This window comes from Planococcus sp. TJ-302 (genome assembly GCF_058268455.1).
Window position 1 is genome coordinate 543,729 of record NZ_JBZDOI010000001.1, and the last position, 13,925, is coordinate 557,653.

General features: G+C 46.9%; 17 protein-coding genes. 3 read left to right on the forward strand and 14 right to left on the reverse strand.

Annotated elements, in window-relative coordinates:
- Nucleotides 1-102: 102 nt before the first annotated feature.
- From AC4EHB_RS02785 to AC4EHB_RS02795, 3 genes are all read left to right on the forward strand, one after another.
- Nucleotides 103-507, forward strand: coding sequence for a DUF2892 domain-containing protein (locus AC4EHB_RS02785; RefSeq protein WP_490980604.1), 405 nt, complete (start codon nt 103-105; stop codon nt 505-507).
- Nucleotides 508-713: 206 nt separating this feature from the next.
- Nucleotides 714-881 carry a hypothetical protein gene (locus tag AC4EHB_RS02790; protein ID WP_175580290.1) on the forward strand — a complete coding sequence of 56 codons (168 nt, stop codon included), beginning with the start codon at nt 714-716 and terminating at the stop codon, nt 879-881.
- Nucleotides 882-1,074: 193 nt separating this feature from the next.
- Nucleotides 1,075-1,200: a hypothetical protein gene (locus AC4EHB_RS02795; RefSeq protein ID WP_490974077.1), complete on the forward strand. Its 126-nt coding sequence runs from the start codon at nt 1,075-1,077 to the stop codon at nt 1,198-1,200.
- Nucleotides 1,201-1,428: 228 nt separating this feature from the next.
- Here AC4EHB_RS02795 and AC4EHB_RS02800 read toward each other — a convergent pair whose 3' ends face one another.
- From AC4EHB_RS02800 to AC4EHB_RS02865, 14 genes are all read right to left on the reverse strand, one after another.
- Nucleotides 1,429-2,034 (reverse strand): TetR/AcrR family transcriptional regulator, encoded by a 606-nt coding sequence (locus tag AC4EHB_RS02800; protein WP_490974078.1) that lies wholly within the window; start codon nt 2,032-2,034, stop codon nt 1,429-1,431.
- Between the two features lie 270 nt (nt 2,035-2,304).
- Nucleotides 2,305-3,720 carry a sensor histidine kinase gene (locus tag AC4EHB_RS02805; RefSeq protein ID WP_490980605.1) on the reverse strand — a complete coding sequence of 472 codons (1,416 nt, stop codon included), beginning with the start codon at nt 3,718-3,720 and terminating at the stop codon, nt 2,305-2,307.
- Nucleotides 3,707-4,384, reverse strand: coding sequence for a response regulator transcription factor (locus AC4EHB_RS02810; protein ID WP_490975607.1), 678 nt, complete (start codon nt 4,382-4,384; stop codon nt 3,707-3,709). Before AC4EHB_RS02810 ends, AC4EHB_RS02805 begins: the two co-directional genes overlap by 14 nt.
- Before the next feature lie 267 nt (nt 4,385-4,651).
- Nucleotides 4,652-5,893: a serpin family protein gene (locus tag AC4EHB_RS02815; RefSeq protein WP_490980606.1), complete on the reverse strand. Its 1,242-nt coding sequence runs from the start codon at nt 5,891-5,893 to the stop codon at nt 4,652-4,654.
- A gap of 104 nt (nt 5,894-5,997) precedes the next feature.
- Nucleotides 5,998-6,648 carry a vWA domain-containing protein gene (locus tag AC4EHB_RS02820; protein WP_490980607.1) on the reverse strand — a complete coding sequence of 217 codons (651 nt, stop codon included), beginning with the start codon at nt 6,646-6,648 and terminating at the stop codon, nt 5,998-6,000.
- A gap of 110 nt (nt 6,649-6,758) precedes the next feature.
- Nucleotides 6,759-7,382, reverse strand: coding sequence for a flavodoxin family protein (locus AC4EHB_RS02825; RefSeq protein WP_490980608.1), 624 nt, complete (start codon nt 7,380-7,382; stop codon nt 6,759-6,761).
- Nucleotides 7,383-7,485: 103 nt separating this feature from the next.
- Nucleotides 7,486-8,466 (reverse strand): macro domain-containing protein, encoded by a 981-nt coding sequence (locus AC4EHB_RS02830; RefSeq protein WP_490980609.1) that lies wholly within the window; start codon nt 8,464-8,466, stop codon nt 7,486-7,488.
- A 24-nt stretch (nt 8,467-8,490) separates the two neighbouring features.
- On the reverse strand, nt 8,491-9,336 hold the full coding sequence (locus AC4EHB_RS02835; RefSeq protein WP_490980610.1) for a nucleotidyltransferase domain-containing protein: 846 nt from the start codon (nt 9,334-9,336) through the stop codon (nt 8,491-8,493).
- Between the two features lie 583 nt (nt 9,337-9,919).
- Nucleotides 9,920-10,936 carry a GTP 3',8-cyclase MoaA gene (moaA, locus tag AC4EHB_RS02840; protein WP_490980611.1) on the reverse strand — a complete coding sequence of 339 codons (1,017 nt, stop codon included), beginning with the start codon at nt 10,934-10,936 and terminating at the stop codon, nt 9,920-9,922.
- Nucleotides 10,905-11,513 (reverse strand): molybdenum cofactor guanylyltransferase, encoded by a 609-nt coding sequence (mobA, locus tag AC4EHB_RS02845; RefSeq protein WP_490980612.1) that lies wholly within the window; start codon nt 11,511-11,513, stop codon nt 10,905-10,907. Before mobA ends, moaA begins: the two co-directional genes overlap by 32 nt.
- Nucleotides 11,510-11,743: a molybdopterin converting factor subunit 1 gene (moaD, locus tag AC4EHB_RS02850; protein WP_490980613.1), complete on the reverse strand. Its 234-nt coding sequence runs from the start codon at nt 11,741-11,743 to the stop codon at nt 11,510-11,512. The genes mobA and moaD overlap by 4 nt, the downstream gene beginning before the upstream one ends.
- Entirely contained in the window at nt 11,740-12,177 is a 438-nt protein-coding gene (locus AC4EHB_RS02855; RefSeq protein ID WP_490974088.1) for a molybdenum cofactor biosynthesis protein MoaE, read from the reverse strand. Before AC4EHB_RS02855 ends, moaD begins: the two co-directional genes overlap by 4 nt.
- Nucleotides 12,174-12,686, reverse strand: a complete 513-nt coding sequence (mobB, locus tag AC4EHB_RS02860; protein WP_490980614.1) for a molybdopterin-guanine dinucleotide biosynthesis protein B — start codon at nt 12,684-12,686, stop codon at nt 12,174-12,176. Before mobB ends, AC4EHB_RS02855 begins: the two co-directional genes overlap by 4 nt.
- Nucleotides 12,674-13,918, reverse strand: a complete 1,245-nt coding sequence (locus tag AC4EHB_RS02865) for a molybdopterin molybdotransferase MoeA (RefSeq protein WP_490980615.1) — start codon at nt 13,916-13,918, stop codon at nt 12,674-12,676. The genes mobB and AC4EHB_RS02865 overlap by 13 nt, the downstream gene beginning before the upstream one ends.
- Nucleotides 13,919-13,925: the final 7 nt, after the last annotated feature.

The window sequence follows — 13,925 nt, forward strand, 5'->3', positions numbered from 1 at the left end:
TGTCCTGATGCTCTTTTTACCAGCTTTCCTCCCCTATGTTTAGGATTTGTGTTATGCGGAATAATAAGAAGGCAACTCTTTAAGGAAAGCAGGGATTTTACTATGGAAGAGAAAATCGTCGAATTGCCAACTGGCCAATCGAAAGCTCAGAACAATACCCCTGATTCCATCAATCAGGAAATCGAGCGCCAAATAGAAGCGAACGTCGGGTATTTCAAGCGCCAAAGCGAAGCGGCCATCAAGGAACGGATCGACAGCCTGGATCGGGAATGGGATGCCGGGCGTGCAGCTGCAGGTATAAATGCAGCTCTTGCAATTGCAGCAACCGGCCTGTCATTGGCAGGCCGTAAAAAGTGGCATTACCTGACAGCAGCAGCAGGCGCATTTATGCTTCAGCAGGCATTGCTTGGCTGGAGTCCGCCGCAAGCATTAGCCAGAAGAATGCGAATCCGGACTCTAAATGAAATCAAGCTTGAAAAACAAGCACTGGAAAATTTGCTGAAATAACCTTCATAGCCCAGTCGCTGAAAGGCCCGCCAACAAAGTGCGGGCCCTTTTTTTATTATTTTTATTTTAGGTTTAAAGAAAGAAGATAGAAGGAATAAACCTATCAAACATTATAATTGCTGTTTTCTAAGTGAATTTAATATAATGGAATTATAACGGTGAAGGAGATGAGCAAAGTGAGCATGGAGACAATTAGAGGATCTAGTATGGTCATAAAAATGACGCGCACTTTAATGGAAGAAGGCTGGGCCTTCATATCCAATGAATCGAATGTTGTGGTTAGAGCAGAGCATCAAGCTACAGGCGAAGCCATCTCCTTTAATTCTGCCGGCAACCTAAAACGCTGGCTCTACGAAAAAGCTTTGAGTTATTAACCCATAAAACTGCTAATTCTTCAGTGAATTAGCGGTTTTTTAGATTTCCCAAAGCCATAAGCGAAAATGTGATGATTCTTGGTGGAGTGGTTGATCGACATACCTCTTGTCATGCCGGTTTTTGGTGCTTTTCGATGCACAATATTCCAGATGGTCACGCTGTAGGCTTTGCCTTCGGTGCAGTGCCGGCGCAATGATTTTCGTCGTCGCAGAAGAAGTGATTCCGGGTTCACGGGAAAACGTCAAACATAAACTTGCGGCCATTAGTCTGCTTATCGGCTTTGCTGTCATAATGATGCTTAACGTCGCATTGAGCTGAAAAATACTGTTTTCAATTTAACTAAAATAAAAATATTTATATTATGTAATCTAAAGATAGCATACGTTTTTTTGCATAAATTATATTATTACTATACAAATCTTGCTGATCTTTCCACGGAAGACCCCCAGACATGATCTGCTCTTTTTCCAGAAGATAGTTTATCTGCAACAAAAAATCTGCAGCCCATACCCTGGCTGCAGATTTTTTGTTAGACTGAAGAAGCGGTCATTGTGGCTCGCTGAAACTTTCAGTGCAGATTGAATTCAAATGATAGCGTATGATCTTTTTTATTTTTGCCTCATCGGCTTCGGCAGGACTGGCTAAGCTTTTAATTGCCAACCCATCCAGCAATGCAGACAAACGCTCAGTTTCGAGCTCCAGCTCTGCATTCTTCATTAAGAGATTTAATAGAGCTAAATACGAGATGACATTTTTAGCTGCCGAATAGGCGGCGTCCGGAACCCTTCCGCTGCTTTCAACATCTTGCAACGCTGCCATCTTTAAGCTCAACCTGACCGAGGTTTCAAGCATCGGCCCTTCTCCTGATGGCAGCAGACAAAGCAGAACACGAAGAATTTTCTCTTTCGGCTGCACGTCATCCTGGAAAATGGAGTCGATTCTTTCCGCCAATCTGGCATGGACCAATTGATTGGCGTAAGCCAATAATTCATTTTGCGCCGAAAAATAATAGCGCATTGCACCGAGCGATAATCCGGCCTCCTTTGCGATATTTCTGGCTGATGCTTTTTGCATGCCTTGTTGCAATATAACTCTCCACGCGGCTTCGGCGATAGCTTGCTTTTGTTTGGGGTGATCGATTAGTTTTGGCATATTTCCATTCTATCAGAATAATAGTAATTTTCAAATAATTCAGTACAGTTGTATTATAATATTTTTTGGCTATATTTTTTCTCAATACAGACGTACTGCCAAATATGCACCGATTTCCCTCTCTTGTGGATAACCAGGCTGTCCTGTGGGTTTCTTTCCACAGCCACTTATTGTCGCATTGAACCAGTTTTAAACAACGGCGACAAAACAAAACACCCTTGAATCCAACCCATTAACTGGATGGATTCACGGGTGTTTTTTAGAGCAAAGTCATTCCATTTTCTTTTCTGTGAAATAGACATTCCGTTTTTGCAGCTCTTCCGGCAATGCGCCAAATGGGATGTGAACCTTAAAGACAGTCCCCTCCCCTTCCGTGCTGTCGGCTCCAATTGTTCCACCCTGCATGTCGACTATCGATTTTGCAATGGACAACCCTAGGCCATAGCCACCTTCTTTGCGCGAGCGTGCCTTGTCAGCCCGGTAGAAGCGTTCGAAAATCTTATCGCGATCTTCCGGCGCCATTCCGATGCCATTGTCTTTCACCGTTATCGACAGCTCACCTTGCCTTTTTTTATGCTCTACCGCTATTGCGATTTCCACTTTCCCACCGCTTGGCGTATATTTTATCGCGTTTTCTCCTAAGATATACAATAATTGTGTTAAGCGATCGCTGTCCCCTTGAACAAGGATTTCGTCTTTTGCTTCAAGCTCCAGGTGAATTCCTTTCCTTGCACTGAGTTCGCTCAGCGATGCCATCACTTGCGCGGCTGCCGGCCTGAAATTGAACCACTCTTTTTTCACTTCAAGCACAGCCTGCTCGGAATCCGACCGGGCCAAAGCAAGCAATTCCGTAATCAATTTGGACATCCGTTTGACTTCGTGCTTCAATGTCATTTGCATTTTTTTTGAAAAAGGGCTGTTGCCGCTCTCCATTTCCAATGCCTCCACCGCAGATAAAATGACGCTGAGCGGCGTGCGCAGTTCATGCGACGCATTCGAAACAAACTCCCGTTGGACATTATAAGCTTGTTCGACCGGAATCATTGCCCGTTTAGCCATCCAGCGGCTCAACAACACACCAATCAGCGCAAACAGAAGCGCTACTCCGGTGAAGACGATGATTAGCCATTGCATGACTGATTTGTAAAAGCTATTGTCGACTCCCATGTACATCATGGCGATGCGGTTCCCGTCATGATAGACCGGCCGCGCCAGGACGAGCACTTCCCGTTCGAAATCCTGGAAATCAGCCAAAAGCGGATCGTCTTTGGGAATATCGATCGGAAAGCGTTTTATTTCGATGTCTTCTGTGACCCAATCCTCGATCAAATCCAGATACAGAAAGCGCAGCTCTTCGTAATCATCCTGGTTGATCATCAAATCACCCGAGTTGTCAGTGATGTAATAGAAGACGTGATTTTCAGCAAGCACTCTGCGCTCCTGCTCCCGCCACGCGCCGCCGCTGCCATAAAGCGCGCGTTCAGCCATTGAAACTTCCCTATCGGATAACAAGCTTAGCGTCTTCTCCTGGTCCTGTTTTAATTCTACATAAAAGACAGACAACGTAAAAAGCACAAAGACCACGAGAAACGCGATGATGGACAAACTGTAAAACACCGTTAGCCTGTTGCGCGTCCGGGAAAAAACATCTTTGCTTTTGGTTTTGTTGGCATCAGGTTTTTTCAATTTTATAGCCTACTCCCCTGATTGTTTCGATCAGGCTTTCGCCTTCGTCGGCATCAACTTTTTTCCTCAATAGTTTCATCGTTGCGTCGATTGTTTTCATCGATACGTCTGTATCAAACCCCCAAATGCGGTCAAAAATCAATTCCCGGGTTAAGACCTTGCCCCGGTTTTGCACAAGCATATCAAGGAGCTCGAACTCCCGCGGGGTCAAGCTGATCTGTTCTTCGTTGCGGCATACACTATGGGAGGTCCGATTGATTTTAAGGCCATTAAATTCGACGATTTCCTCCTGCAGAGGAGAAAACGTGCGCCTGGCCAATGCACGCAAACGGGCCCACAGCTCCTCGATTTCAAAAGGCTTCACCAGATAATCATCGGCCCCTGCATCGAGACCTTCAACCCGGTCGCTGAGAGAGTCTTTTGCCGTCAACATCAGCACAGCGCCACTATAGCCTTTTTTACGCAGTTTTTTGCAAATTTCAACGCCATCGCCGTTCGGCATCATCCAATCCAAAACAATGACATCGTAAAAAGAAGCAAGTGCGTAATCATAGGCATCTTCGCCTTCCATCACCCAATCAACCGATTTCGCCCCTTTTTTCTTCAATAGATGGACCGTCAATTCCCCTAACATCTCATCATCTTCCGCCAACAGCACCTTCATCGCAAGCACCCCTTCCACCCATCGATACCTCTTATATCTATATTAGAACATAATCAAATGAAAAATAGATGAAATTTTCAGAAAATCGAACTTAATGAAAATTTACCATGGATACCCAGTAAATGGGTAGCTTTTTTGCTTATTATATTTTATTTTCCAGATAAACTTCATTTCCATGAACTTGAAAGGCGCCGCTAAAAACAGGTTATACAAAAACCGCTAAGCTTTGGCTTAGCGGCGTTTTTATAACAGAAAATCAAAAAAACTTCATTGCGCCGCTTGGGGGTCGCGAATGGCTCCCATGAACAAGATTGCTCCTGTCTGTTCATCGCTGATGGCGATGAAATACGGCCGGTCCACCACCATCGGCACTGCCTCTGGGCCCGCTGACTCCGTAACGATATCAACTTCAGTCGCTGCCGCCGCTTCCGTTCCTTTTTCATCCACCTCGATGAAGGTTTTCTGTTTCACCAGGCTGATCCATAGCGGGTCATCTTCTTCGATTATTTTTGAAAAGTTCGCCCCTTTTTGAAAAGCCGTAGCCATTCCAAGCTTTTTCAGCACATCATTCAACTCCACTTCATATGATAGCTGGAACTTCGGCATTTGGATCGACACGGGCTGTTCATTGAATCCGGTTTTCCAGCTTTCCCATTTTTCACTGGTCAATGCTTCTGTAAATTCCCCAAGCGTCGTTCCTTCCGCTGGCAGGAATACATTCATGCTCATGTCCCCTTCACCGTATGGCAAGGCAACTGCCTGAAATTCATCGGTTTCCATATAATCCAACACTGTTTCAATCTTCATGAATTGCTTTTCCATGGCTTTGCCATTTTCACTGTAAAAAAGAGCCGTCGCAGTTTGTTTTTCGTCAAACTCAAATTTCCAATCGCCGTTGAAGTAAATGGCGTTCAACAGCATGATCACAAGATCGGGGTTAAGCGGTTCGGCCACCATATCCTTTATCTTGCCTGCTGTCGCATCTTCCACCCAGCCATTGATTTTGTCCACTGTTCCTGCTGCACCTACATCGACCACTTCGAGTTCGGCATTAAAATAATCTTGGTTGCTGGAGGCAAACCCTTCTTGCAATTGAAATTTGCCATTCAGCCACATGGAATTCGCCACGTTCAAAGTGATATCTTCCGAATCTTTATCAAGCATGGCGAGGAGCGAAGCATTCGCGCGGTTCATTCCTTCCGCATCCAGTTCGGTGTGCAGCACTTCGGCAATTTCCTCTTTCGTATTGCCGTCCGCCCCGTTATAAGCCATCGCTAATGCCATATAAAGGCTCGTAGGGGAAATGAATGCATTGCCCTTGCTGTCCGGTTCGATTTCAGGCAGCACCGACATACCTAGAGCATTGCCGGACAAGGTGATGTTTTGGTAATCGTCTTTTCCGAATTCCACATCGTTCGCAACATCGGTACCTGAAGAGCCGCCTGTCTGCCCACATCCGCTTACAAATAATAATACCGCCGCGATAGCTCCAAAGAGCAATTTTTTCATGCCGCACTCCCCCTTTGCTTCAATAGACTCTTTTGGAATCAAAAAAGTTTCAAAAACCAAAAAACCGTCCCAACCCTTCGGCTGGAGCGGTTTGCAGCTATATATTATTGGCGTTTTCTTTTGATGAAATCAGCTTCAATGTCTTTTTTCCAGTCGCTGTCGAGCTTTTCGTTGTGGCGGAATGAAGTGACCGCTTCGCTCAATACATTGAAATTCAATTCGGTGCCTTCCGCATCTGCATGGTAGTCGGCCGCGAATTCTTTTCCAATGCCGAATTTCTCTGCGGCTGCAGCGGCGTCAATATTTGCGCCAAGGAAAATGAATTCCCACATGAATTCTTCTTTTTGGCGTGCAATCAAGGCCTTGATCTTCTCGTGTGTATATTCACAACTGGAATTTTCCATGCCGTCCGTCGTGATGACGAAAATCACTTTTGCAGCGCGTTCTTGTTCAGTGGTGCTTTTTTGGACATTGCGTATTTTTTGGATCGTGGCACCGACCGCGTCAAGCAGCGCTGTCGTACCGCCGACTTCGTATTCTTTTTCCGTTATCGGACCAACGCCTTTTAGCGGAATGCGGTCGTGCAGCAGCTCATAGCCATGATTAAACAGCACTGTAGTGACCCGTGCGTCGCCCTTCTCTTTTTTCTGCTTGGCGATCAGCGCGTTGAACCCGTCGACTGTATCGCTTTCAAGGCCAGCCATAGAACCGCTTTTATCCAGGATGAATACCAATTCCGTCATTTCTTTGTTCATGTTTTTTCCTCCTCAAGTTGTTTTGTCTACAACCTAAGGATACGATTTCCAGAGAGGCTAAAGGTCGCTTTAAAAGCGACAAATAACTTCCTTCCTGAATTTGGGTGCACTTATTCGAGAGTATTGCCTTCCGCTGGAATAGGATTGTTTTTAAGCAAGCCGGCCAAATGATAGGTATTGTATGCCAGGCGTTCAATAGCGGATTGCGTGAATTCATTATCCCGGCCGGCTTCGATATAAGAAGCACCCGGCCCTGCTTCGCCGACCCAATAAGCATCAACGTTCGGCGGTATGACAAATCCGATATGCGACAAGCCATATAAAATCGAAGCAGCTGCGTGCTTGGCTCCGTCTTCATTTCCTGTGACGACAGTCCCGCCGACTTTATTGTAAAAAATCGATTGGCCTTTATCGTTGGTTTTGCTGCTGCTGCCGTATAGGCGTTCAATCGCTAAAGTGGCAATCGAACTTTTTTCGCCGAGCCATAATGGGGTTCCGATAATGACAATATCCGCAGTCTTGACTTTCCCCAGAATTTCCGGCCATTGGTCATTGCCGCCTAAATCTTCTTCGACGCCATAGCCAATCGTCCAATCAGCGAGCCTGATAATTTCCGATTCAACGCCCAGCTGATTGAAATGGTTTTGCACATCGTGCATAAAGCCTTCTGTATTCGAAGTTTCATCCGAACTTTTTAATGAACAATTCAAAAAAACCGCTTTTAATGTCTGCATCTTGCCTCATCCTTTCCATATTGAGCTTTTCTCTTTATCTAAGTTCCCTGTCCGTAATCCATTAAACAAAGAGGAGCTGCTGTTTCATGGAAACGAATTCGAATCACGCGCCCAAAAGCACTTGGTTGAAAGAAAATAAGGCTTCATTGATTTCGTAAATATCGTATTTTTCATGGACGATGAAATACTCGATGATGACATCGAATTTATTGCTGCGCGACAAGGCATAGCCCGCGCTTGCCAGTAAATCCTCGGTTTCATCCAAATCTAGCTCCAGCGCAATGGCGAACGCGATGATTGTTTTCTTCATCGGTGTGTATGAAGGTGAATTTCTTATTTTAGAGAATAGCTTGCGGTCGACATTGGCTTTTTTATACGTTTCGACATCTTCCATGCCTTTTTCGTCAATAAAGCGCAGAAGACGCGCCGAAAACGGTTCATCGATGCGCGCCAGGAAATCTTCAAGCGAACTAGGTATTTCTATCTTAGACTCTTGAAGTATCGTTTCTATCCTGTCTTCCTGTTCAAAACGCGGGTAGCGCACGGCCATTTCTTCTACGTAATGTTCATCAATATAGGAATTGATGGAATCGGCCAGCGATTCACTAATGACAAAGGATTTTTGGTCGAAAACGACCAGATATACCAAGATCTCATGATTCTGCAGGAATTTGCGGATTTCTGAAACAGCAATGTCCAACGCTTGGTCTTTTGGGTAGCCGTAAATCCCCGAAGAGATGAGCGGAAAAGCAATCGATTCGCAGCCCAGCTCATGTGCCAGATGGAGAGACGTGGAATAAGCGGAGCGCAAAAGCTGTTCTTCGCCTTTCCCGCCGCCTTGCCAAACCGGGCCAACTGCATGAATGACATAGCGGGCATCGAGTTTGAATGCCGGCGTCGCAACCGCATTCCCTATCCGACAATTGCCAATATGATCGCACGCGGCCTGCATTTCGCTGGCACCTGCCCTTTGGAAAATAGCTCCGCATACGCCGCCTCCCATCTGAAGGTTTGAATTTGCTGCGTTGACGATGGCATCGACGTGCATTTTTGTTATGTCGTTCCTGATAATTTCCAAAGGCATTGCGGTCCACTCCCTGATGATTGATTAATAGGCCATACGTAGAATACGCTCCATAAGCTGTTGGTTTTCTTCAATGCCGACTTTCCGGCTCAATACGCCGTTCAGGCGGAGAATTTCGGGCACAGTCTGTTCGAGAACTGCCATGATGTCCTCGGTATTGCGGCCTGATTGCCACTCACTGAGAAGCTTCAATTCCCGTTCGTTTAAATCGCTTCTGCCGCCTTCGACTTTTGACCAGCTGCTGAAAGCGCCATCAAAATGCTGCTCCATTTCCATGAACCAGCCGGATACAATATACCTGAGCAACCGGTCCAAGTTTGCAGCAGCATAATAGGATTCATTGCGCATGGCTGCCCGGTAGGTTTCGTGCGCAAAAGCCAGGACTTTCCCTTTCCACATCTCCACTTCTTCAACAGACACTTGATAAATTTTATGGGCAGATGCGGCCAATATATCTTTCAGAATATCTTCAGGATCATACAGAATTTGGGCTTTTTGAAGCCAATGCGACGGTTTGATTTCATCTGGGGCATGATACCAGCTGTCAATTTTCACAAAACTACTATAATGGCTGACGATATATGGAGCTACAGGGTTAATACCTTCGTGGAACAGCACCTCTCCCCATCGTTCCGATCTTGTTTTCTTATTGAGGATGAATTCCGCTTTACGGCCGGGTTTTACAATGATGTGCAAATCGATGTCCGAATATTGGTCATGCGTTTTCTTTGCAAGTGAACCGCTCAGATAAACCGCCAGGACATTTTTGTCAGCGGTTAAATCTTCCATGCATTTCTCCAAAAGCTGTTTGCGCTTTGCGGGCAAAAGGGCATCCCGCTCTTTGTGCCTGCTGAAAAATTCTGCTGCCATCCTTTCCCTCCTTCTTGGCTGCAACTGAAGGGCTGCGTCCATCCTGAAATGTTTTTCACTAATGTTAACATTAACTCCCGGTTATTATAAGGCTTTTGCCGTAAAAAAGCCGCCAGAACAAGATCTGGCGGCTTCTGCTAGTCAATTCGGTATATATCTTCACGTGAATGGAAGCCATCTTCGATAATCGTTTTGCTTATAATTGAGTAGACGACAGCGATTTGAATCAGCAGAATTAAAGCATCTGCTTCAAATTGGCGAAATCATTCGGTGGTATTGAGTCCTCCGTCCATTAGCTGCAAGTGATTATATCACTCTCGTCTATAAAAGACTGCAGCACATTGAAAGCCCCTTATTTAAGGGGCGGCCATTATCATCCGTAAACGCTTCGCCGATTCAGCTTATTTACGGTACAAAATAAGCACAAATAGAACATTAATTGCTATATAGTACAGCTGGTTACGGAATATCAAATCATCAAATTAACTGTTCAACTTTATAGCTCCACGCATGAAAAAAGGCGGGCAAGATACCGCTTGAAAACGGATCTTGCCCACCATTTATTTACTATAAACGCTCTGATTCAGCCGCCGATATACGACATGCCGATTTTGTTCCGGTTTTTCGCTGTCAGTTCTGTGCGTTCGTCTGAATAGCGGTCGTCGCGTCGCTGCCATACCGCACTGATTTTGCGTAATAATTCTGCGTCGTCCAAGCCTGCACGCACCAATTCTCGTATATCGAATCCTGAATCGGCAAACAGGCAGGTATAGAATTTGCCATCCGAAGATAACCGGGCGCGTGTGCAAGTCGAACAAAATGATTCCGACACTGAAGTGATAAAACCGATTTGAGCGTCACTGCCGGAGAACCGGTAGCGCTTCGCCACTTCTCCGTAATAATCTTCATCGACTGGTTCAAGGTCATAGACAGCCTGGAGCTTTTCTATAATCTCTTTTTTGGTCACCACTTTTTTAAAGCTCCAGCCGTTATCATTGCCGACATCCATGAACTCGATAAAACGGAGAGTGATGCCGCGCTCCTTGAAATAAGCCGCCATCGGCAGGATTTCACTTTCATTGACCCCTTTTTGCACGACCATATTGACTTTGATGTCAAAACCGATCTGCTGTGCGAAGTCAATTTGCTTTAAAATCATATCCGGCTTAACGCCTCGGCCGTTCAATTCGCCGAAAAGCTCTGGGGTTAAAGCATCCAAACTGATGTTTAAACGCCGCAGCCCCGCTGCGTATAAATTTTCGGCATGAGCGCCGAGCAGCAAACCGTTGGTCGTCAAACCGATGTCCTCAATGCCATCTACAGAGAGGATTAATTTGACCAAGTCTGGAAGTCCACGGCGCATCAGAGGTTCGCCGCCAGTCAGTCTGATCTTTTTAACGCCCATCGCTGCAAATACGGTGGTAAGGCGATGGATTTCCTCAAACGTCAATAATTCCTGTTTCGGCAAAAACGCGTAATCATCACCAAACACTTCTTTCGGCATGCAATAGGAGCAGCGGAAATTGCAGCGGTCCGTCACCGAAATGCGCAAATCGCGGATTGGCCGTTCAAATCGGTCTTGTATTGGTTTCACTGCCATGTTCATCGGCTCCTTTCAAATGATCCGGTTTATTGATGTTGCGAAAAACTTCGAAGTTGCCGACTGCCGAACTATCAAGCCATTCGGTTTGGACTTTCTCCATAAAATCCATTACCCGTAATTGCCTGTTTTCCAAGTCCGTTTCCAAAATCCCCAGGACGCGGGCATTCCATAGGCTGAATAACGGTATGTTATGGCCACCCGCCCGAATTGCAGTAATGTCCTTTTTATCCGATGCCAAATCCATGAGAGCCGCCGTTTCGGAAGCGCTGATGAACGGCATATCGCATGGCAAAACAAGATACTGCCGTGCCGGCCGCTCGGACATCGCCGTGTAGATTCCGGCAAGCGGGCCAAGTCCTGCATACTTCGGGCTGTCACTTATAGCATCCAGCGTATCGGGAAAACGACCCTCCAATTCAGGCCGGGTGATAACGACGACGTGGCTGCATACTGCTGCCAATGCAGCATAGGCATATTCGTAAAATACTTTGCCATCCAGTTCGACGAAAGCTTTCGGCGAGCCGAATCGCCTCGACAAGCCGCCGGCAAGCAAAACCCCGACCGTTTCCATCATCCTCCGCTGACCGGGGGTATGAATGCGGCCACATCGCCTGTTTCCAGCAGGTCTTCCGGCAATGCGTATTCTTCATTCACTGCAATGCGCGCAGCTCCGGCTATAATGCCCGGGTATTTTTCTGCAGCCCATTGCCACAGTTCTTCGACTGTACGTCCTGACAAGTTTGCTTGTTCTTGCGCAACGCCTGTCAATTCCTTTAATCCAGCAAAATAATGTACGGTAATCATACGGCACCTCCTGGTTTCTTTTTCTGGTCGCCAATCCATTCTTCGCCGTCTTCCCAAATTTCCTTTTTCCAGATCGGCACAATTTCCTTGATGCGTTCGATGGCGTATTCATTTGCTTCGTAAGCTGCTTTCCGGTGTGGGGACGAAACGGCGATTACAACGGCGATATCGCTGATCGCGAGTTCGCCAATGCGGTGGGCAATGGCGGTTTTTGCGCCTGGCCACTTCTCTTCAATTTCCGCTCCGATTTGTGCTAACTTCTTTTCTGCCATTGGTATGTAGGCTTCGTATGACAGATACAGCGTTTTTATGCCTTTTGTCCATTCGCGTACATGCCCGGTAAAGAGGGTCACTGCTCCTGCTTCCGGCCGCAAGACCATGTCCGCGTAATGCTGCGGGTCAATCTTATGTGAAACAATCTCAAATGTTTTCATGTCGAGTTCCTCTCTATCCAATCCGCGAACCATCCAGAAATGCGGTCAGTTTCGTTTCGGCCGACTACGTCGCCATTGGCAATGCTTACGCCTTCATGTGCAATAACGAGCGCGATGCGGCTGAGCGATTTTAATTTATCCCAATCGCGGTCGGAGCGGATCAGCACTATTTTTTCATAGGGTGCATCTTTGAACCCTTCGATAAAGATAAAATCAGTATCATCGTTTGCAGCCATGGCAACCAACTCATTAACGTCCGCCTCTTTTTTTCGGATGTGCTGTTGAATGACCCCGCCGCCATAGACGACGGAAGCCTCAGCACCGCCATTGAAAAAGCGCATGCTATCGGTTGTTGCAGGCGGCATGTCTAGCGGTTCAGGATGGCCATGGTGTTTAACGGCAGAAACCGTTTTGCCGCTTGCCGCCGCGAGATGGATCAGCTCGAGCATCAAGGTCGTTTTGCCGCTGTCTTTAAAGCCGACTACTTGCAGAATTCTTAACCCATCCACTTGGCTGCACCTTCTTCCACCCCGAGCAGCAAAACATCGACGCGGTTTCCTTTTACAAATCCCCGGGTTCCCCCTGGCAGGACGATCAATGCATTGCCTCGTGCGATAGATGATACAGCATTCGACTTATTGAATCCAGCCGGGCGAACCGTTTCGCCGTCGTAGATCGCACGGATAAATCGCGTAAAAGGATTGGCTTTTTCAAAATCCTCTGCCAATAAAGCAGTGGTATGAGGCAAGAAAGGTTTTTCTGCACCCATCATTTTCAGCAATGCCGGACGGACGAATAATTCAAATCCGGTAAAGCACGCTGATGGATTGCCGGACAGTCCGAACAAGTAGCGGCCGTCTGCCACGGCGACCGTTGTCACACTGCCTGGACGCATAGCGACTTTATTGAACAGGACTTTCGCGCCCAAGCGGTCATAAATAGCTGGCAGAAAATCGAAATCTCCGACAGAAACACCTCCTGTTGTAATGAGGCAATCGGTTTCCTGTGCCGCTTTTTTTACAGCTTGAAAACTTTCTTCCAAGTTGTCAATGGACATACCGTACATTTTGCAAGGGATTCCCATGCGCTTTAATTGTGCCATGATCATCGGCCCGTTGCTGTTGCGGATTTTCCCTGGAACTAAAGCGTCGCTTACCGAGAGCAGCTCGGTGCCCGTTGACAGAATGCCTACTGTCGGCAATTTCGCCACTTGGGGCTGGCTATAGCCGAAAGTCGCCAATAAAGCGATCGTTCCCGGGTTGATGAGATTGCCGCTTTCTATGACCTCTTCACCCTTCGCTACATCCTCGCCTTGCAGCGACACGTTTTCAAGCTTATCAAAAGGCTTGCGAAGCGTGAACGACTGCCCGTTTTCAACCGTCTGCTCAAACATAGCGACCGCATCCCCACCAGCGGGCAGCTGGGCTCCGGTCATGATCCGGATGGCTTCAAAGGCATTCAGCGTTTTAGTTGAAACTTCGCCTGCGCCGATATGATCGATGACATTGAAGGTGACGCGGGAAGTGCCTGATGCCCCCGCAGTATCCCTTGACCGGATGGCGTAGCCGTCGTAAGGCGAACGGTTGAAAGGCGGTACGTCGGTCGTCGCCTTCAATGGCTGTGCCAATATCCGCCCGTAGCTGTCTTCTAATGCCACTATTTCAGAAGCGATTCTACCGGCATGACTTATCACCATTTCAACCGCATCTTTTACTTGCATCGGTATTCGCTTTTCAACCACTGGCTCC